Genomic DNA, 18,455 nt, shown 5'->3' with positions numbered 1-18,455 from the left:
GACCTATCAAGGCGGATGCCCATGAATCGCATCGTTCCATTGATCCTCGCCGTAGCCCTTTTCATGGAACAGATGGATTCCACCGTCATCGCGACAGCGCTGCCGGCCATCGCCAACGACCTCCATGTCGGCCCGATCACGCTGAAGCTGGCGCTGACCTCCTATATGGTGTCGCTGGCGGTCTTCATCCCGATCAGCGGCTGGATGGCGGATCGTTTCGGCGCGAAGAACATTTTCCGCGTCGCCATCTGCGTCTTCGTCATCGGCTCTATCATGTGCGCCTTTTCCGGCGGCCTTCTGGAGTTCGTCTTCGCCCGCTTCCTGCAGGGCGTCGGCGGCTCGATGATGACACCGGTCGGACGCCTTGTGCTGGTGCGCACCACGCAGAAGAGCGATCTGGTGTCGGCGATGGCGCTCCTCTCCATTCCCGCGCTCGTCGGCCCGCTTGCCGGCCCGCCGCTCGGCGGTTTCATCACCACCTATGCCTCCTGGCACTGGATCTTCCTCATCAACGTGCCCGTCGGCATTCTCGGCGTCATTCTCTCGTCGATCTTCCTGCCCGATGTGGAAGCGACCATGCCGCCGAAGCTCGATGTCATCGGTTTCCTGCTGACATCTTTTGCAGCCTCCGGCGTCGTTTTCGGCATGTCCGTCATCAGCCTGCCGGCGCTGCCGCCCTATATCGGCATCTCTGCCGTCGTCATCGGCTTCGTCTGCGGCTTCCTCTATATCGGCCACGCGCGCCGTCACCCGGCTCCGATCCTCGATCTGACGCTGCTGAAGAATGCCACCTTCCGCGCTTCGGTGACGGGCGGCACGCTGTTCCGCATCTGCATCGGCGCCATGCCTTTCCTGACACCGCTGATGCTGCAGCTCGGCTTCGGCCTCAATCCGTTCCAGTCCGGCCTCATCACCTTCGCCGGCGCCATCGGCGCGATTTCGACGAAGTTCATTGCCCGCCGCGTCTTTACTGCCGTCGGCTTCAAGACGGCGCTGCTTTCGGCAGCAGCCGTCACCACCATCACCACGATCTGCACCGGCTTCTTCCAGCCCTGGACGCCGCATCTCATCATCGTCGCGATATTGCTGATCGGCGGCTTCTCCCGCTCCTTCTTCTTCACCGGCATCAATGCGCTGGCCTTCGCCGATATCAGCGACAAGCAGGCAAGCCAGGCGACGTCGATGAGCTCGGTCATGCAGCAGATCAGCCTGGCGCTCGGCGTTGCCGTCGCCGCCATGATCCTGGAAACCTCGACCTTCTTCAGCGGTACGGAGCTGCAGGTCCGCGATTTCCACATCGCCTTCTTCTGCATCTCGATTCTGACCGTGGTTGCGACCATCCCCTTCATCCGGATGGATCGCAGCGCCGGCGCCATGGTTTCCGGCCATAAGGCCGGCCTCAAGCGCGTCGACGCACTGCAGCCTCAGGTACAACAGCCTGCCGCCAAGTGACAATACGACCCCTACGCTTCGGCAAAACCGCAGCGTGGTCGAAATCTCGCTAATTTATGGATCAAGAGCCGCCGAGCTCAACGATCGGCGGCGGCTTCCGCTTCTTCCGTTTCGCCTTCCGGCTTCCGGCCCTTGAAGCCTTTTGCCAGCAGGAACATTTCCACCGACTCGGCTCTGGATGCGCCGGGCTTCACATGGATGACCTGACGGAAATTCTGCTTGAGGAAGGTCAAGAGGTCACGCTCCGTGCCGCCCTGGAAGGTCTTGGCGAGGAAATGACCGCCTTCCGCCAGCACCTCGACGGCAAAGTGCGCCGCGACTTCACACAAATGCATGGTGCGCAGGTGGTCAGTGCGGTGATGGCCTGTCGTCGGTGCGGCCATATCGGAAATGACCAGATTCGGCGTACCGCCGACGGCGTCGATCAGCCGCTGCGGCGCTTCCGGATCGAGGAAATCGAGCTGCAGGATGGTGACGCCGGGAATCGGCGCCATTTCGAGGAAGTCGATGGCGGCAACGCGGATATCCTCTTCAGTCGAGTCTGTGACCTTGGCGGCGATCTGCGACCAGCTGCCGGGTGCCGCGCCGAGATCGATGATACGGCGCGCGCCCTTCAGGATCTGATGCTTCTCATCGATCTCCAAAAGCTTGAAGGCGGCGCGGGCGCGATAGCCTTCAAGCTGGGCGCGCTGCACATAGGGATCGTTGATATGCCGTTGCAGCCATTGCCGCGACGAGGCCTTCAGCTTCTTTTTCTTGACGCGCTGGCCGAGCTTGCGGCCCGTGCGGTTGCCGGCGATGGTTGGCTTGGTCACGTCTGCGGCCCCTTTGTATCCCTCGGTCGATGACCTCTGCGCGAGCGGCCTCGCCGCCACACGCCATCGTCTGCCATCATGTCGGTCAGCAATCCCTCGCGCAGGCCGCGATCGGCCACGCGCATGCGCGGGCTCGGCCAACGGCGGCGGATCGCCTCCAGAATGGCGCAACCGGCCAGCACCAGATCGGCGCGATCCGGCCCGATGCAGGGATTAGCGGCGCGGCCCGCGAAATCCCAGGACAAGAGCTTGGCCTGCATCGCGCTCACTTCATCATCAGACAGCCAGACGCCATCGACCCGACGCCGATCGTAGCGCGGCAGATCGAGATGGACACCGGCAAGCGTCGTCACCGTGCCCGAAGTCCCGATCAGATGGAAGTCGCCGCTGTCGCGCGCCGCGCCCTGGACGGGCGGGCAATCGAAATGCTCGAGCATGCGCTGGACTTCGCAAACCATGGTCTCGAACAGTTCCGGCGTCACATCGCGTCCGCCATGCCGCTCCGAGAGCGTGACAACGCCGACGGGCAGCGAAGTCCAATGGGTAATGTGATTGGCAAGCCGGCTGGAGCGATTCTCGCCAATGCGAATGACGGCGATTTCGGAAGAGCCGCCGCCAATATCGAACAGCACGACCGAGCGCGCCTCCGGCCCGACGAGCGACGAGCAACCGGAAACGGCAAGCCGAGCCTCCGTCTCGCGGTCGATGATTTCGAGCTGCAGTCCGGTTTCTTCGGTGACGCGCGAAAGAAACGCTTCGCCATTGTCGGCGGCACGGCAGGCCTCGGTCGCGATTAGCCGCATACGGCGGATTTCGCGGGTCTTCAGTTTGGCCGCGCAGATACGCAGCGCCTCGACCGCCCGATCCATCGCATCGCCGGAGAGGCGCCCGCTGGCGCCAAGCCCTTCACCGAGGCGCACGATGCGCGAAAAGGCATCGACCACGCGGAACTGACCCGGGCGTGTCGGCTGCGCAATCAGCAGGCGGCAATTGTTGGTGCCGAGATCGAGGGCGGCATAGAGGTCGAGCGGCCGGGAGTCAGCCTCGGCATAATGATGCTGCCCCTGCCCTTCGCGTCGCGGCTGTGGCTGCCGGTTCTGACGGTGATCGTCATGGGTCGGAGCGTGGACATTCGCCTGCGTATTCGCTGGAGCGACGATCTGTGCCGTCTTCTCATGCGCGAGAGGCCGACCCTGCAGGCCGCGCTTGCTGCGATGCTTGCGTCGATTCTTGCCGCTCTTATGCGAGGAGGGGTGGCCATGCTCCGGCGAAGCGCGATGCTCCGCCGGTGACGAAAACTGCTGTGTTGGGGAAGCAGGCTGCGCGCCGCCCTGGGCTGCGCCGCGTGCACGGCGGCGGCGCTTGCGCTTTCTGGCCGGCGAACCGGCCTCGTCCTCTGCTGGGCGCTGTGCCGCCTGGCTGGACTTACCTGCCTGGCTAGCCTCCGCAGAATGAGCGTTCTGGCGGCCATGACCGCGCTTACGCTTCGCGCGCCGGGAGGATTTACCCTTCCTGCGCTCTGCTGCCGACGCCCCGTCTGCCTGCGGCGCTAGGCCGCTTTCGGGGTCACTCACGTATCTTTTCCACCGCACCGCGCAAGGCCTTGGGGGCATGCTGCTGGCGCTCGTTCGATTTTCGTTGGCCAAAGAATACCAGCAGGATGGGTTTTCGCCAAATTCTTTTTGAATCACGCCATTTTAGTCGCGCCGGAAACAGCCCTCAGGCGACGAGGCGCACCCTGACATCAGCCGCAAGTTGCTGCATGCGATCGATCGGCGCATGACCGATCAGCATGAAGGCGTGTGTGGCGCTCGACCAATAGACGACATTCATGCCGCGACGATTTTCCATGTCCGGCGCGACCACACCCCTGTTAGATTGAACGATGCAGAGCGCCATCGGGCCGCTTTCCGGGTCGAGATAGGCGATCTGGGCGAGTGGCTTGCTGTCGTAGTTCAGGATCTGAGCACGCTTGAACTCTATGCCCGGCATGGCAATCGCTTCCGGCGCCAGCGGCAGATCCAACTTGGCACCGACCTCATTCAACTGCGCGACCTGCTGCGCATGGTCACCGGCCGGAGCACTCAGCGTATCCGCCGTGTAAAGCGAAAGATATTCCGCCACAACGGCACGCCATTCCGTATCCTCGTCCGGCTTCGAAAGCTTGCGACCGATGCCGATCACCGCGCGGTCGATAGCAATGGCGGCCACGAAGCTCGCGGCCATTGCGGCCAGAAAACCACGGCGGCCAATGCCACCGGCGCGGATCTTGCTCTCCTCTCTCAAGGGAATGGCGGCGAGCATGGCATCCAGCTTCGCAGCCGGCGCCTCGGCAAGCATCGGCTGAAACGCCTCAGAAAAGGGCAGCGTGCTGTGCGACAGGAAATCGAAACGCTCCGCCACGCGCTCGTCACTGGCGATTAGCGCCTCGATCCTGTCGCGGTCGGCGGCATCCAGTTCGCCATCGATGAAGGCGGTCAGCTGTTCGTCCGTAACCATCTGTTCTTTGTTCAATTCACTCATTTCCATTCCCCAGTCGCCCACCTCCGGACGATTTTCCGTCAGCCGCCATCCCCATACCATCTGCCAGTTTTGCCCGCGCTGCCGCCAGCCGGCTCATGACGGTTCCGATCGGCACATCAAGGATCTCGGCCACCTCGCGATAGGAAAGCCCCTCGACATAGGCCAGGAACACGGCGGTGCGCTGCGCTTCCGGCAATGCCTGCACGCGCTGCAACACCTGTCCGGCCAGAATATGCGTTTCGGTTTCCTGCGCGCCGTCGAACACCAGCGTCTCGTCGGCATCGACGAAGCCTTGCCCCATACGAACCCGGCGCGAACGGACCTCGTTCAGCCAGATCGAATGAAGGATCGCAAACAACCAGCGATCAAGCCTCGTGCCCGCGGCAAACTGAGCCGCCCGCTCCAGCGCTCTCACGCAGGTCGCCTGCACGAGATCGTCGGCCACGTCGCGCTGGCGCGACAGCACCAAGCCATAGCGCCACAGCCGCGTCAGGTGCTGGGACAGGCCTGTCCTGATATCCTCTTCGCTCGCTATGGCATCCTCCGCGGCATTCGCATGTCGGGGAGCCGCCATCCTTTTCGGCGGCTCCGTTGCCGTCAGACTATAAGCAGAAATCGCGCCACGAGCGACCGGCATCACTCCCATATCCCTCGCAAAGCTCCCTGCTTGTCGCCTTCATCGTTGACCCGAACCTGCGATCACAGGCTGGACGGGTTCATGATCGCGGCGTGAAGATCGCGATATTCCTCGCAGCTCGTATTGCCGCAGAGCGTCTTGATCGTGTCCAGCTGATCCTTGGCGAGATCCATCTGGCCCTTGATGACATAGGCCTCACCGAGATATTCGCGGACCAGCGTGTATTTCGGATCCATGGCGACGGACTTCTGGTAATAGGAAATGCCTTCATCCGTGCGGCCGAGCTTGCGGGTGACATAGCCGCGATAGTTCAGCGCTTCGGCCGTATTTGGGTTCTTCATCGTGTCGAGAACCGCCAGGGCTTCCTCGTAGCGATGATCCTTCTTGGCGAGCGAATAAGCATAGTCGGCACGGTTTTCGTCGGTGACGTTGGCGCTCTGCTGCTTGACGCACTTCTTCGCCTTCTGATCGTAGATCTCGCCCTTCTTGCAGGTCGGCGTCGTGCTGGAATCGTCGCCGGCGGCAAAGACCGGAACGGCGAAAGCGCCGAGGGTCAGGCCTGCGCCGAGGGCGATGGAAGCCAGGCGAAATGCTTTGGTCGTCATGGAATGTCTCCTTGGCAAAATGAACGTTGCGAGGAGAGAACACACCGCCGGCATCTTTTATTCGGATAGGTTCCGAACTTTTTTCAGCAAACCCATTTTCAGATGCCGTCACTCTTTCGTGACCGGTCCGGCATCGAATAGACGAGCGTCATCGCGTGTTTCCGCCGACATGCCCCTCAAGGGCACAGGAGAAACCCGTGACCGCAACAGTCAAACTTCTAAGCCTCGCCGTCGCCACACCCGACAACATCATCCTTCAGACCGATGCCACCGAGACGGCGGGCCGCCTCTTTTCGGACCGCTTTCAGGACTTCAAATATCTCGCCCGCGTGTTCGAAAGCACCGGCATCCGCAAGCGCCATGTGGCGCGGCCGCTTTCCTGGTTCGAAGAGCCGCACGGCTGGCGGGATCGCATGGCTGCCTATACCGAGGTAGCCTCCGAACTTTTCCGTCAGTCCGCAACAGCGGCGTTGCAGCGCGCCGGTCTCGAGGCCAGAGAGGTGGACTGCATCGTCACGGCTTCGTCCACAGGGCTTGCGACGCCGAGCCTCGAAGCACGGCTTGCGGGCGAGATGGGCTTCCGCCTGGATATCGAGCGCGTGCCGATCTTCGGGCTCGGCTGTGCGGCGGGCGTGTCCGGCCTTGCCGTCGCGACGAAAATGGCAAGAAGCCGGCCGGGCGCCGTCATACTCTTCGTCGCGATCGAACTCTGCTCGCTTGCGTTTCGCCTGGATGAGCTGACACGGCCGAACATTATCGCGACGGCGCTGTTCGGCGATGGTGGAGCGGCCTGCGTGCTCCGCGCCGGCGAAGGCGGTATCGCGGACATCGAATCGACGGGCGAACATCTTTTCCCCGACAGTCTCGGCATCATGGGATGGAAGATCGACGATACCGGCTTCGGCATCATCCTCGAACAATCGCTGCCGGTCTTTGCCGAAACACATCTGAGGGGCGCGGTTGCCGGCATCCTGGAGCGATCCGGGCTATTGATCTCCGATATCGACCGCTTCATCTGCCATCCCGGCGGCGCCAAGGTGCTGTCAGCGCTGGAAAGCGCACTCCGCCTGGAAGAAGGTTCGCTCGATATCGAGCGCGAGGTGATCGGCGACTATGGCAACATGTCCTCGCCCACCGTGCTGTTCGTGTTGGAGCGCGCCATTGCGGCCGGATTGCCCGAACGTTCCGCCCTGCTCGCCATGGGGCCGGGATTTTCGGCGAGCTGCATCACCTTGAAAAGGGTCGCCTGATGCTGTGGCCATCGATCGCGCTTCTGACCTTCGTGACGCTGCAGCGGCTGGCAGAACTCATCTATGCCAGGCACAACACCGCAGCGCTCCTTGCCCGTGGTGCCCGGGAATATGCCTCGGAGCACTATCCGTTTATGGTGGCGATGCATGCGGCCTGGCTGATCGGACTATGGCTGCTCGCCATCGGGAGGCCAGTCGATCCCGTCTGGTTCCTGCTCTTCATGGTGCTGCAGGGACTGCGTCTCTGGGTACTGGCGACGCTTGGAGAGCGCTGGACAACGCGCATCATCATCCTGCCCGGCGCGCCACTAGTGACCAACGGTCCCTATCGCTTCCTCAGCCATCCCAACTATGCCGTTGTCGTCGGCGAGATCGCCGTCTTGCCTCTCGCTTTCGGTATGCCGCTTTACGCCGCGATCTTTTCGCTGCTCAACGGCATCATCCTTGCGATCCGCATCCGCGCCGAAAACGCCTGCCTGAAACAGAGTGCGACCTGACCCGCATTTTTCAATTGCGCCGCTGAAATTTGGCAGGCATTTTCGATGCTTAGAGCACGGCCCAGGCTATGCCGAAGGTCACGTGACAAGGCAATGAGCATGCGGATAGCAGGATAAGATGACAAAGGACGCAATCGTTCTCGGTGCTGGTATCGTCGGGGTTTCGACGGCAATCCATCTGCAGCGGCGGGGGCGACAGGTCGTCCTCGTCGATCGCCAGCCGCCCGGTCAGGGAACCTCCTTCGGCAATGCCGGCCTCATACAGCGCGAGGGCGTGGTGCCCTATGGCTTTCCGCAGCAATTCGGCCTGCTGCTGCGCTATGCCTTCAACAATCGCATCGACGCGCATTACCATCTGCGCGCGCTGCCGGCGCAGATCGCTTTCCTCGCTCGCTATTGGTGGAACTCCAATACCAAGCGCCATGAAATGATCTCACGCGCCTATGCGCCGCTGATCGAACATTCCGTCAGCGAGCACAACGACCTCATCGAGGCCTCGCATGCCGAAGAACTCATCCGCAAGAACGGCTGGGTGGAGCTGTTCCGTACGAACGGGAAGCGCGACGCCGAGTTTGCCGAAGCCGAACGCCTGAGCCGCGAGTTCGGGATCGGCTACGACGCGATGAACAGCGCGGAGATCGCAGCAGCCGAGCCGCATCTAAGGGGTAATTTTGCCGGCGCGCTTCGCTGGCGCGATCCCTGGTCGGTGCTGGACCCGCATGGGCTAACGGCGGCCTATCGTCGCTATTTCGAGAGCATCGGTGGGCGTGTGACGACGGGAGATGCCGTCTCGCTCGGCATGGCCGGTTCCGCCTGGAGAATGGTGACGGCGGAAGGTTCGATCGAGGCGGAGGATGTCGTCGTGGCACTCGGCCCCTGGGCGGATATCGTGACGAAACGCTTCGGCTATGCCTTCCCGCTCGGTGTCAAGCGCGGCTATCACATGCATTATGCGCCCGAGGGCGATGCGGTTCTCAACAACTGGATGCTGGATGCCGAGCGTGGCTATTTGCTGGCACCGATGAGCCGCGGTATTCGCCTGACGACCGGTGCCGAATTTGCCTTGCGAGATGCACCGAAGACGCCGGTCCAGCTCGACCGTGCCGAAGCCGTCGCCCGCACTGCCTTCCCGCTCGGCGAGCGGCTCGACCCTGAACCCTGGATGGGAGCGCGACCCTGCACGCCCGACATGATGCCGATCATCGGCAAGGCGCCGCGCCATAACGGCCTGTGGTTCGCCTTCGGGCACGCACATCACGGGCTGACGCTCGGGCCGGTGACCGGCCGCGTGCTGGCCGAGCTCATCACCGGCGAGACACCCTTTATCGATATTTCGGCTTATGCTCCGGGCCGGTTTGCGCCTTAAATTACTGATTTAGAGAATAGCCTTCAGGCTTTTGACAGAGGCATCGACGATCTCCTCGATCGTGGCATCGATGTCGACGGTGACGACGCCGGGCTCGCCGGTCGGCACTTCCAAGGTCTGCAGCTGGCTTTCGAGCAGCGAGGCCGGCATGAAGTGGCCCTTGCGCTCGCCCATGCGCTTCGTCAGCAGCTCCTTGGATCCGTGGAGATAGATGAAGTAGAGGTGGCCGCCGGCAGACGCGCGCAGGCGCTCGCGATAGACACGCTTCAAGGCCGAGCACGAGACGGCGATCCCCTCGCCCTTGGCAAGGCTTGCGGTGATCTCACGGCCGATCCGTTCGAGCCAAGGCCAGCGATCCTCGTCGGTCAGTGGAATGCCCTTGCTCATCTTCTCGACATTGGCGGCCGGGTGCAGCGCATCGCCTTCGATGAAATGGACACCGAGCTGAGCTGCGACTCCTTCCCCAATCGAGGATTTGCCGCTGCCGCTCACGCCCATGACGATGATGGCGAGAGGTGTGTTGGATGGTTCGTTCATGCTGTTTTCTGCCTTGGATCGTGGCCGATAGTGATAGTCAGGCGGATTGTGCCGTTGACGCATCCGATTGCCTGGCCCTTCACCCTAACCCTCTCCCCGTAAACGGGGCGAGGGAACGACAGAGCCAGTTCGCAGGACCAGACCCCTCTCCCCGCATGCGGGGAGAGGGTTGGGGTGAGGGGTCAGGCAGAAAGGCGCGGTAAAGCTGGCATCTGCCTGATTCACAACTTGGATCAATCCAGCGGAAAGAAACAGGAAAATTTATGCGTTCCCTCGCCCGCAAGTTCCGGTTCGACCTGGCGACACTTGTCCTGGGCACGCCAGCAGCGCGGATTGAAGTGACATCCCTTCGGCGGGTTGAGCGGCGACGGCAGCTCGCCCTGCAGGCGGATGCGGTTCTTCTCGCGCTCCGGGTCAGCGATCGGCGTCGCCGACAGAAGGGCGGCCGTATAAGGATGACGCGGCCGGGTGAAGACTTCTTCGGCTGTGCCGGTTTCGACCGGGCGTCCGAGATACATCACCATCACGTCGTCGGCGATATGGCGGACGACGGAAAGGCCGTGCGAGATGAAGAGATAGGCAAGACCCATCTCCTTCTGCAGGTCCATCAAGAGGTTCAGCACCTGTGCCTGGATCGACAGATCGAGCGCGGACACCGGCTCGTCGAGCACCAGCACCTTCGGCCGGAGCATCAGGGCGCGCGCAATGGCGATACGCTGGCGCTGACCGCCGGAGAACATATGCGGGTAACGATCGTAATGCTCCGGGCGCAGGCCGACACGCGCCATCATCTCCTCCGCCTTGCGGCGGCGGGTGGCGGCGTCATCATCCGTGTTGATCTTCAGCGGCTCTTCCAGGATCGAGCCGACCTTCTGACGCGGGTTGAGCGAACCATAAGGGTTCTGGAACACGATCTGCACGGCGCTGCGCAGGTTGCGGTCGCCAAGCTTTGCCGGCTTGCCGTCGATCAGCAATTCGCCTGCCGTCGGATGTTCGATCATCGTCACCAGACGGGCGAGCGTCGACTTGCCGCAACCGGATTCACCGACGACGGCGAGCGTGCGGCCCGACTGCAGGCTGAAGCTGACGCCGTTCAGCGCCTTGACGGTCGCTTCCGGTTTGAAGGTGCCGCGCTTGACGGTGTAAAAGCGGGCGAGATCGCGCCCTTCGAGAACAGCGCCGGTCATGCGGCACCTCCTGCTGCTTGCGTGGCGGCAATGCCGGGGTGACCGAGCGGCTTGCCATGTTCCAGCGGATAGTTGCAAAGGGTCAGGCCGAGTTCGCTACCCTGGCGCTTGACGCCCTTGTCGCATTCCGGCGTGGCAAAGGAACAGCGGGGCGCAAAGAGACAGCCCGTCGGGCGATCGTGCTGACCGGGAACGACGCCGGCAATCGATGGCAGGCGCTCGCCGACTTCGGCACGCTCCGGCAGAGCCGAGAGAAGGGCTGCCGTATAGGGATGATGCGGATCGCGGAACAGCGCCTTGACCGGCTGCTCCTCGACCTTCTGGCCGGCATATTGCACCTGCACCCGCTCTGCCGTTTCGGCAACGACGCCCATGTCGTGGGTAATGAGCACGAGCGCCATGCCCTGCTCCTGCTGCAGGCGCACGAGCAGATCGAGGATCTGCGCCTGGATCGTCACGTCGAGCGCAGTGGTCGGCTCATCGGCGATCAAAAGCTTCGGATTGCAGGCGAGCGCCATGGCGATCATGACGCGCTGGCTCATGCCGCCGGACATCTGGTGCGGGAAGTTCGACAGACGATCTTCCGGTGCCGGAATGCCGACGAGCTTCAAAAGCTCGATGGAGCGCTCGCGGCGCGCCTTGCGGTCAAGCCCCATGTGGATGCGGAGCGTCTCGCCGAGCTGGAAGCCGACCGTGAAGCACGGGTTGAGGCTCGACATCGGCTCCTGGAAGATCATCGCCATGTCCTTGCCGATGATCTTGCGGCGTTGACGCGAGGAGATACCGCGCAGATCCTTGCCATCGAACATCATGCGGTCGGCGGTGATCTTCGCCGTCCAGGGCAGAAGGCCCATCATGGCGAGCATCGAGACGGATTTACCAGAACCGGACTCGCCGACGATCGAGAGGATCTCTCCCTTGTCGCATTTCAGCGAGACACCATCGACCGCCCGGAACAGGCCGGACGAGGTCTGGAATTCAACGGATAGGTTTTCAATATCGAGGAGTGCCATTACGACCTCTTCAGCTTCGGGTCGAAGGCATCGCGCAGGCCGTCGCCCATCAGATTGATGGCGAGCACCGTAATCAGGATACAGAGACCGGGGAAAGTGACGAGCCAAGGATTGCTCAGGAAGAATTCACGCGAGTCCGCGAGCATCGTGCCCCATTCCGCCGTCGGCGGCTGGGCGCCCTGGCCGAGGAAGCCAAGAGCGGCGGCATCCAGAATGGCCGACGAGAAGGAGAGCGTCGTCTGGACGATCAGCGGCCCAAGACAGTTGGGCAGGATCGTCTTGAACATCAGCCGCAACGAACCAGCGCCGGCAACGCGCGAGGCAACGACATATTCCTTGTCGCGCTCGGCCATGACGGAGGCGCGGGTCAGGCGAACGAAATGCGGCTGGTAGGTGATGGCGATGGCTATCATCGCATTCGTCAGACCAGCCCCGAGGATCGCCACCAGCACCAGGGCGAGCAGCAGCGAAGGGACGGCGAGGATGATATCCATGACGCGCATGATGATCGTGTCGGTGTAGCCGCGAACATAGCCGGCGACAAGGCCGATCAGGACGCCGGCGGCCGCGGAAACCGAAGCAACCACGAGGCCGATGAACAGCGAATACCGCGTGCCGTAGATGAGGCGCGACAGCAAATCGCGGCCAATGGCGTCCGTGCCGAGCAGGAAGCTGCTGTTGCCGCCGGCCGCCCAGACCGGCGGCAAGCGCTGCATGTCGCTGCCGTAAGCGGCGTCAGGATTATGGGGTGCGACGACGCTGGCGAAGATCGCCAGCAAGAGAACGAAGACGAAGATCGCAAGTCCGATGACGGCGCCCTTGTTGCGGGAAAAATAGTACCAGAACTCCGCCAGAGCGGAAGGACGGTCGGTTTTGACGCTTACCGTGCTCATGGACCGCTCCTAGTGACGAATGCGTGGATTGATAAAGCCGTAGAGCAGGTCGACGGCGAGATTGACGGACATGACGATGCCGGCGATCAGCAACAGGCCACCCTGCACCACCGGATAATCACGCTTGGTGACCGCATCGATCATCCATTTGCCGATGCCCGGCCAGGAGAAGATGCTCTCCGTCAGGATGGCGCCGCCGAGCAGCACACCCGTCTGCAGGCCGATCGTGGTGATGACGGGGATCATGGCGTTGCGCAGCGCATGCACGGAAACGACACGCACCGGCGACAGGCCCTTGGAGCGGGCGGTGCGGACATAATCCTCACCGAGCACTTCGAGCATGGCGGAGCGTGTCTGGCGGGCGATGACGGCAAGCGGGATGGTGCCGAGCACGATGGTCGGCAGGATCAGCGAATTGAAAGCGGACCAGAAGGCGCCCTTCTGACCGGAGAGCAGGCTGTCGATCAGCATGAAGCCGGTAACGGGCTTGAAGAAATAAATAAGGCCGATACGACCGGAAACCGGCGTCCAGTGCAGATAGCCGCTGAACAAGATGATCAGCAGCAGGCCCCACCAGAAGATCGGCATGGAAAAGCCGACAAGGGCCACGCCCATGACGCTCTGATCGAACCATGTGCCTCGCTTGACGGCGGCGAAAACGCCGGCCGGGATGCCAAGACAGGCCGCAAGTATCATGGCGCAGAGCGACAGCTCCAGCGTCGCTGGAAAGAAGGTGAAGAAGTCGGTCAATACGTCACGCTTTGTCGTGATCGAGGCGCCGAAATCGCCATGCAGGACGTTCCAGAGATATTTGCCGTACTGGACGACCATCGGCTGGTCGTAGCCGAGATCGTGCGAGATCTGTGCATGACGTTCCGGCGACATGACGCGTTCGCCCGACATCAGCATGACAGGATCGCCGGGAAGCAGGCGAATGAGTGAAAAGGCGACGATCGATACGCCGAGGAATGTCGGGATCAGCACCGCAAGGCGGCTGAAAAAAAATCGCAACATGACAGTTGTCCAAATTTTTCCGGCGGTCAGACAGGGTGTCTGACCGCCGGGTCGCCCGGTCCTAGCCGGGCATTCTTACAGATTTTTTGTTATTCGGCGATATCGACGCCGTCGAAGCGGTGAACGCCAACCGGGTCCTGATGGTAGCCGGAGACATTCTTCGTCATCGGGATGAATTCTTCCGAATGGTCGATGGTCATCCAGGGTGCTTCACGCTTGAAGATAACCTGGGCTTCTTCGTAGAGCTTGGAGCGCTCCTTGAGGTCAGCCGTCTGCTTGGCCTTCTTCACCAGATCGTCGAATTCCTTGTTGCACCACTGTGCACGGTTGTTGCCGCCGACAGCGTCGCAGCCGAGCAGTGTGTCAAGGAAGTTGTCCGGGTCGCCGTTGTCACCGGTCCAGCCGAGGATGGCCGCACCATCACGGTCCTTGGCGGAGGAGAGCTTCAGATACTGGGCCCAGTCATAGGTGACGATCTCGACCTTGACGCCGATCTTGGCGAGGTCCGCCTGCATCAGCTCGGCAGCGCGGCGCGCGTTCAGCATGTACGGACGCGAAACCGGCATCGCCCAGATCTTCATGCTGAGATCCTTGACGCCAGCCTTTTCAAGCAGCTTCTTGGCTTCGTCCGGATTGAAGGCGTCGTCCTTGATGTCCTTGTTGTAGGACCACATGGTCGGCGGGATCGGGTTCGTCGCAACCTTGGCAGAGCCCTGGAAGACGGCGTCGACGATGGCTTGCTTGTTGACGGCCATGTTGATCGCCTTGCGCACTTCGACCTTGTCGAACGGAGCAACCATCGTGTTGTAGGCGAGGTAGGAAACGTTCAGACCGGCCTGCTCGAGAACCTTGAGGTTCTTGTCAGCCTTGAGGTCCTTGATATCGGCTGCATTCGGGTAAGGCATGATGTTGCACTCACCGGACTTCAGCTTCTGCGCACGGACGGAAGCGTCCGGCGTGATCGCAAAGACGAGATCGTCGATCTTTTCCTTGCCCTTGAAATAGGTTTCGTTTGCCTTGTAGCGGATGACGGCATCCGGCTGGTAGGCAACGAACGTGAATGCGCCAGTGCCGAGCGGCTGCTGGTTCATCTGCTCCATCTTGCCATCGGCCTGAAGCTTGTCGGCATATTCCTTCGACAGGATCGAGGCAAAGTCCATCGCAAGGTCGGCGAGGAAGGGAGCTTCCGGACGGTTCAGGACGAACTTGACGGTGAGATCGTCAACCTTGTCGATCGACTTGATGAGCTTCGGGAAGCCCATGCCATCGGCGTATTCATAGGAGCCGCCGGCGACATACTTTGCCCAGGGGCTATCCGTGCCCAGCTGACGGCTGATGGAGAAGATGATGTCATCAGCGTTGAGGTCACGCGTCGGCGTGAAGAAATCGGTGGTCTGGAACTTCACGCCCTTGCGCAGCTTGAAGGTATATTCCTTACCGTCCGGAGACACGGTCCAGCTTTCAGCGAGGCCCGGCTCGATCTCGGTGCTGCCATGCTTGAACTCGACGAGACGGCTATAGACCGTGCGCGACGAGGCGTCGAAAGTGTTGCCACCGGTGTAGAGACCCGGATCGAAACCTTCCGGCGAGCTTTCCGAGCAATAGACAAGTGTTTTTGACCAGGCGGACGTCGCCATGACCGAAGCCAGGGCTGTCACTGCCAGCAGGACAGAAATCTTTTTCATGATATCGTTTCCCAGATTTGTTATTCTTTTGAAGCCGTGGACACCACCAGAGGTTCCCATCCGGATCGCGCCGATGGAACTTTATTTTAAGTTTGAAAGCAACAAGCGCCGCCTAAAATTTTTCCAATTTATGGAGTTTGGAAATTTTTGGACGAAAAAACCCCTGAATTGATAATATTCTGGCAAAAAATTGCACGATTTTAGCAGATTCAGAACGATTTGGCGTTTTCTTCCCCCAATTCGCGAACCGCTTATTGCCCGGATAGGAGGCAATACAAACGAAAATCCGCAGCTACCGGAGGTAACCGCGGATCAAAAACACGATCGAATTCTGGATGGCTGATCAGGCGGCCGGCGCTGCAACCGCCGGCTTCTTCGCGATCACCTTGTGATCCTGATCCGTGAGGCCGAGCAGGAAATTGATCTGCGGACGCGCCTTGACCAGATCGTCGATGGAATATTCGGTCAGAACGTCGAAGAAGGCGTTCAATGCCTTGCGCAGCGCCGAATTGAGGCCGCAGCTATCGACCAGCGGGCATTCCACCACGCCATCCTCGAAGCATTCCGCCATGGCGAAGCTGTCCTCGGTGACGCGGACGACGTCGAACAGGCTGATATCGGTTGCCGGCTTTGCAAGGCGCACGCCGCCATTACGGCCACGCACCGTTTCGACGAGACCTGCCTTGGTCAGCGGCTGCAGGATCTTGAAGAGGAACAGCTCGGACACGCTGTATGCCCTTGCGATCTCCGGGATGCGGCTCAGATGGCCATCATTGGCGGCGCAATACATCAACATGCGCACTGCGTAATTTGTCTGCTTGGTCAAGCGCATGCCGATCTCCTGGAATCAAGGCTGCTTAGGGGCTGGACCCGTATATAGTGGCTTTCTTAGTTTTGAACAATTCCAAAATATGAAATTCATATTCACGTTATATCGAAGGCTCTGCGGTTCCGCCTTGTCGATCGCTGCCCGGCCTATGCCCGAAACTTATGGCACGGAAATCCAAACCGCCATTTCGCAGCCGCCCGGCTCGCGGAAGTGAAAACGGCGGCCGCCGGGAAAATCGAAGGCGGGACGGGTGATGACGCCGCCGGCGAATTCGACGGCGCGCTGTGCGGCGTCTAGATCGGTGGTGCGCACGACCGGCAACGGCGTTCCGGCCGCCTCCCCCGCATCCCCGTCAATGCCGGCATCTATTCCGGCAGCCTCGATGACGTGGTAGGTCGGCCCATAGCTGACAAAGCTCCAGTCGAAGGCTTCCTCGAAGAAGCGGCGGGTCTTCAGGCCGTCTTTCGACGGAAATTCGAGATAGTCGATCTGATAGGTTACGGCCATCGCTCGGCCCTCCCGTTGTTCTCGTTTTGTTCTAGATGAAAACGGCGGCCCTGACAAGATGACTCCATCGAAAACAAACGCAATAAAAAAGCCGCCGTCCGAAAGATGGACGGCGGCTGATACGAGCCAGTGATGGCGATGCTTACTTCATCGTCGGCATGACGAATTCCGCACCATCCTTGATGCCGGACGGCCAGCGGGCGGTGATCGTCTTGGTGCGCGTCCAGAACTTGATCGAGTCCGTGCCGTGCTGGTTGAGATCGCCGAAGCTCGAGGCCTTCCAGCCGCCGAAAGAGTGGTAGGCGAGCGGAACCGGGATCGGAACGTTGACGCCGATCATGCCGATGTTGATGCGCGAGGCGAAATCGCGGGCCGCATCGCCGTCGCGGGTATAGATGGCGACGCCGTTGCCGTATTCGTGCTTCATCGGCAGGTCGAGCGCTTCTTCGTAGTTCTTGGCGCGGACAACCGAGAGAACCGGTCCGAAGATCTCGGTCTTGTAGATATCCATGTCAGGCTTGACGTGGTCGAACAGCGTGCCGCCGACGAAGTAGCCATCCTCATAGCCCTGAAGCTTGAAGCCGCGACCATCGACGACCAGCTTGGCGCCTTCCTCGACGCCGCGGTCGATCAGGCCGTTGACGCGGTTATAGGCATCCTTGGTGACGAGCGGACCCATGTCGGCCTTGTCGTCGGTATAGGGGCCGATGCGCAGGGATTCGATCTTCGGCACCAGCTTTTCGACGAGGCGGTTGGCGGTGTCTTCGCCGACCGGAACTGCGACCGATACTGCCATGCAGCGCTCACCGGCCGAGCCGTAGCCGGCGCCCATCAGAGCGTTGACGGCCTGATCCATATCGGCGTCGGGCATGATGATCATGTGGTTCTTGGCGCCGCCGAAGCACTGGGCGCGCTTGCCATTCATGGCGGCCGTGCCATAGACGTAGCGAGCGATCGGCGTGGAGCCGACGAAGGAAACGGCAGCGATATCCGGATCGGTCAGGATGGCGTCGACGGCGGCCTTGTCGCCGTTGACGACGTTGAGGATGCCTGCCGGAAGGCCGGCTTCGATCATGAGTTCGGCCAAGCGGATCGGCAAGGACGGGTCACGCTCGGACGGCTTCAGGATGAAGGCATTGCCGCAGGCGATCGCAGGCGCAAACATCCACATCGGGATCATGGCCGGGAAGTTGAACGGCGTGATGCCAGCGCCGACGCCGACAGGCTGGCGGATGGAATACATGTCGATCGCCGGGCCGGCGCCTTCAGTGAACTCGCCCTTCTGCAGATGCGGAATGCCGCAGACGAATTCGCAGACTTCGAGACCGCGGATGATGTCGCCCTTGGAATCTTCGACTGTCTTGCCGTGCTCCTTGGAGAGCAGCGTCGCCAGCTCATCCATGTTCTGGTTCAAGAGTTCGACGAACTTGAAGAAGACGCGGGCGCGGCGCTGCGGATTAGTTGCGGCCCATTTCGGCTGCGCGGCCTTGGCGTTTGCGACGGCGGCGCGAAGTTCCTCGACGCTGGCAAGCGCGACGGTCGCCTGCACTTCGCCGGTTGCCGGATTATAGACGTTGCTCGTGCGTCCGCTCGTGCCGGCGACGTGCTTGCCGCCGATGAAATGACCGATCTCACGCATGGATGT

General features: G+C 61.4%; 18 protein-coding genes. 4 read left to right on the top strand and 14 right to left on the bottom strand.

Translation table 11 applies throughout. The features are described from left to right. The first annotated feature begins 21 nt into the window (after window positions 1–21). Entirely contained in the window at window positions 22–1,452 is a 1,431-nt protein-coding gene (locus GA0061103_RS07930; RefSeq protein WP_092711163.1) for an MFS transporter, read from the top strand. A 77-nt stretch (window positions 1,453–1,529) separates the two neighbouring features. Here the strand turns inward: GA0061103_RS07930 and GA0061103_RS07925 are convergent, their stop codons facing one another. From GA0061103_RS07925 to GA0061103_RS07905, 5 genes are all read right to left on the bottom strand, one after another. Further along, a complete protein-coding gene (locus GA0061103_RS07925; protein WP_092709305.1) occupies window positions 1,530–2,267 on the bottom strand; it encodes an RlmE family RNA methyltransferase in 738 nt (245 codons plus the stop codon). Further along, entirely contained in the window at window positions 2,264–3,841 is a 1,578-nt protein-coding gene (locus GA0061103_RS07920) for a Ppx/GppA phosphatase family protein (protein WP_092709302.1), read from the bottom strand. The genes GA0061103_RS07925 and GA0061103_RS07920 overlap by 4 nt, the downstream gene beginning before the upstream one ends. A 145-nt stretch (window positions 3,842–3,986) precedes the next feature. Next, entirely contained in the window at window positions 3,987–4,790 is an 804-nt protein-coding gene (locus GA0061103_RS07915) for an anti-sigma factor family protein (RefSeq protein WP_245304706.1), read from the bottom strand. Then, window positions 4,783–5,427, bottom strand: a complete 645-nt coding sequence (locus GA0061103_RS07910; protein ID WP_092709299.1) for an RNA polymerase sigma factor — start codon at window positions 5,425–5,427, stop codon at window positions 4,783–4,785. The genes GA0061103_RS07915 and GA0061103_RS07910 overlap by 8 nt, the downstream gene beginning before the upstream one ends. A gap of 62 nt (window positions 5,428–5,489) precedes the next feature. Then, on the bottom strand, window positions 5,490–6,032 hold the full coding sequence (locus GA0061103_RS07905) for a tetratricopeptide repeat protein (RefSeq protein WP_092709296.1): 543 nt from the start codon (window positions 6,030–6,032) through the stop codon (window positions 5,490–5,492). A 197-nt stretch (window positions 6,033–6,229) separates the two neighbouring features. Here GA0061103_RS07905 and GA0061103_RS07900 point away from each other — a divergent pair, with 197 nt between their 5' ends. The 3 genes from GA0061103_RS07900 (at window position 6,230) to GA0061103_RS07890 (ending at window position 9,145) form a co-directional block, all read left to right on the top strand. Continuing rightward, on the top strand, window positions 6,230–7,282 hold the full coding sequence (locus tag GA0061103_RS07900; RefSeq protein ID WP_092709294.1) for a type III polyketide synthase: 1,053 nt from the start codon (window positions 6,230–6,232) through the stop codon (window positions 7,280–7,282). Then, complete coding sequence (locus tag GA0061103_RS07895) at window positions 7,282–7,779, top strand: isoprenylcysteine carboxyl methyltransferase family protein (protein ID WP_092709291.1); 498 nt, start codon at window positions 7,282–7,284, stop codon at window positions 7,777–7,779. Before GA0061103_RS07900 ends, GA0061103_RS07895 begins: the two co-directional genes overlap by 1 nt. Window positions 7,780–7,897: 118 nt before the next feature. Beyond that, on the top strand, window positions 7,898–9,145 hold the full coding sequence (locus GA0061103_RS07890; protein WP_092709288.1) for an NAD(P)/FAD-dependent oxidoreductase: 1,248 nt from the start codon (window positions 7,898–7,900) through the stop codon (window positions 9,143–9,145). Between the two features lie 9 nt (window positions 9,146–9,154). Here GA0061103_RS07890 and GA0061103_RS07885 read toward each other — a convergent pair whose 3' ends face one another. The 9 genes from GA0061103_RS07885 to GA0061103_RS07845 all read right to left on the bottom strand — a co-directional run bounded on the left by GA0061103_RS07885 (window position 9,155) and on the right by GA0061103_RS07845 (window position 18,449). Continuing rightward, window positions 9,155–9,682 (bottom strand): gluconokinase, encoded by a 528-nt coding sequence (locus GA0061103_RS07885; RefSeq protein ID WP_092709286.1) that lies wholly within the window; start codon window positions 9,680–9,682, stop codon window positions 9,155–9,157. Window positions 9,683–9,915: 233 nt separating this feature from the next. Next, the gene (locus GA0061103_RS07880; RefSeq protein WP_092709283.1) at window positions 9,916–10,869 is read right to left on the bottom strand and encodes a peptide ABC transporter ATP-binding protein; all 954 of its coding nucleotides are present in this window, start codon (window positions 10,867–10,869) and stop codon (window positions 9,916–9,918) included. Then, window positions 10,866–11,882: an ABC transporter ATP-binding protein gene (locus GA0061103_RS07875; RefSeq protein ID WP_092709280.1), complete on the bottom strand. Its 1,017-nt coding sequence runs from the start codon at window positions 11,880–11,882 to the stop codon at window positions 10,866–10,868. The genes GA0061103_RS07880 and GA0061103_RS07875 overlap by 4 nt, the downstream gene beginning before the upstream one ends. Beyond that, window positions 11,882–12,775 (bottom strand): ABC transporter permease subunit, encoded by an 894-nt coding sequence (locus tag GA0061103_RS07870; protein ID WP_092709277.1) that lies wholly within the window; start codon window positions 12,773–12,775, stop codon window positions 11,882–11,884. Before GA0061103_RS07870 ends, GA0061103_RS07875 begins: the two co-directional genes overlap by 1 nt. Before the next feature lie 9 nt (window positions 12,776–12,784). Then, the gene (locus GA0061103_RS07865; RefSeq protein ID WP_092709274.1) at window positions 12,785–13,789 is read right to left on the bottom strand and encodes an ABC transporter permease subunit; all 1,005 of its coding nucleotides are present in this window, start codon (window positions 13,787–13,789) and stop codon (window positions 12,785–12,787) included. An 89-nt stretch (window positions 13,790–13,878) separates the two neighbouring features. Continuing rightward, complete coding sequence (locus tag GA0061103_RS07860) at window positions 13,879–15,474, bottom strand: ABC transporter substrate-binding protein (RefSeq protein WP_092709272.1); 1,596 nt, start codon at window positions 15,472–15,474, stop codon at window positions 13,879–13,881. A 343-nt stretch (window positions 15,475–15,817) separates the two neighbouring features. Beyond that, window positions 15,818–16,306, bottom strand: coding sequence for an iron-responsive transcriptional regulator RirA (gene rirA, locus GA0061103_RS07855; protein WP_092709269.1), 489 nt, complete (start codon window positions 16,304–16,306; stop codon window positions 15,818–15,820). 156 nt (window positions 16,307–16,462) lie between these two features. Beyond that, on the bottom strand, window positions 16,463–16,810 hold the full coding sequence (locus tag GA0061103_RS07850; RefSeq protein ID WP_092709266.1) for a VOC family protein: 348 nt from the start codon (window positions 16,808–16,810) through the stop codon (window positions 16,463–16,465). A gap of 142 nt (window positions 16,811–16,952) precedes the next feature. Further along, on the bottom strand, window positions 16,953–18,449 hold the full coding sequence (locus tag GA0061103_RS07845; protein ID WP_092709264.1) for a CoA-acylating methylmalonate-semialdehyde dehydrogenase: 1,497 nt from the start codon (window positions 18,447–18,449) through the stop codon (window positions 16,953–16,955). Window positions 18,450–18,455 lie beyond the last annotated feature (6 nt).

Origin of the sequence: Martinezella multihospitum, assembly GCF_900094585.1 — a bacterium.
GTDB classification, from domain to species: domain Bacteria; phylum Pseudomonadota; class Alphaproteobacteria; order Rhizobiales; family Rhizobiaceae; genus Rhizobium; species Rhizobium multihospitium.
The sequence above is the reverse complement of the archived record's forward strand: the minus strand, read 5'-3'. Positions and strand labels throughout refer to the sequence as shown.

What these genes read in the sequence shown, in the direction of transcription:
- GA0061103_RS07930 (WP_092711163.1), top strand. Translation starts at nt 22, where the DNA reads ATGAATCGCATCGTTCCATTGATCCTCGCCGTAGCCCTTTTCATGGAA.
- GA0061103_RS07915 (WP_245304706.1), bottom strand. Translation starts at nt 4,790, where the DNA reads ATGAGTGAATTGAACAAAGAACAGATGGTTACGGACGAACAGCTGACC.
- GA0061103_RS07910 (WP_092709299.1), bottom strand. Translation starts at nt 5,427, where the DNA reads ATGCCGGTCGCTCGTGGCGCGATTTCTGCTTATAGTCTGACGGCAACG.
- GA0061103_RS07905 (WP_092709296.1), bottom strand. Translation starts at nt 6,032, where the DNA reads ATGACGACCAAAGCATTTCGCCTGGCTTCCATCGCCCTCGGCGCAGGC.
- GA0061103_RS07895 (WP_092709291.1), top strand. Translation starts at nt 7,282, where the DNA reads ATGCTGTGGCCATCGATCGCGCTTCTGACCTTCGTGACGCTGCAGCGG.
- GA0061103_RS07890 (WP_092709288.1), top strand. Translation starts at nt 7,898, where the DNA reads ATGACAAAGGACGCAATCGTTCTCGGTGCTGGTATCGTCGGGGTTTCG.
- GA0061103_RS07885 (WP_092709286.1), bottom strand. Translation starts at nt 9,682, where the DNA reads ATGAACGAACCATCCAACACACCTCTCGCCATCATCGTCATGGGCGTG.
- GA0061103_RS07880 (WP_092709283.1), bottom strand. Translation starts at nt 10,869, where the DNA reads ATGACCGGCGCTGTTCTCGAAGGGCGCGATCTCGCCCGCTTTTACACC.
- GA0061103_RS07875 (WP_092709280.1), bottom strand. Translation starts at nt 11,882, where the DNA reads ATGGCACTCCTCGATATTGAAAACCTATCCGTTGAATTCCAGACCTCG.
- GA0061103_RS07870 (WP_092709277.1), bottom strand. Translation starts at nt 12,775, where the DNA reads ATGAGCACGGTAAGCGTCAAAACCGACCGTCCTTCCGCTCTGGCGGAG.
- GA0061103_RS07865 (WP_092709274.1), bottom strand. Translation starts at nt 13,789, where the DNA reads ATGTTGCGATTTTTTTTCAGCCGCCTTGCGGTGCTGATCCCGACATTC.
- GA0061103_RS07860 (WP_092709272.1), bottom strand. Translation starts at nt 15,474, where the DNA reads ATGAAAAAGATTTCTGTCCTGCTGGCAGTGACAGCCCTGGCTTCGGTC.
- rirA (WP_092709269.1), bottom strand. Translation starts at nt 16,306, where the DNA reads ATGCGCTTGACCAAGCAGACAAATTACGCAGTGCGCATGTTGATGTAT.
- GA0061103_RS07850 (WP_092709266.1), bottom strand. Translation starts at nt 16,810, where the DNA reads ATGGCCGTAACCTATCAGATCGACTATCTCGAATTTCCGTCGAAAGAC.
- GA0061103_RS07845 (WP_092709264.1), bottom strand. Translation starts at nt 18,449, where the DNA reads ATGCGTGAGATCGGTCATTTCATCGGCGGCAAGCACGTCGCCGGCACG.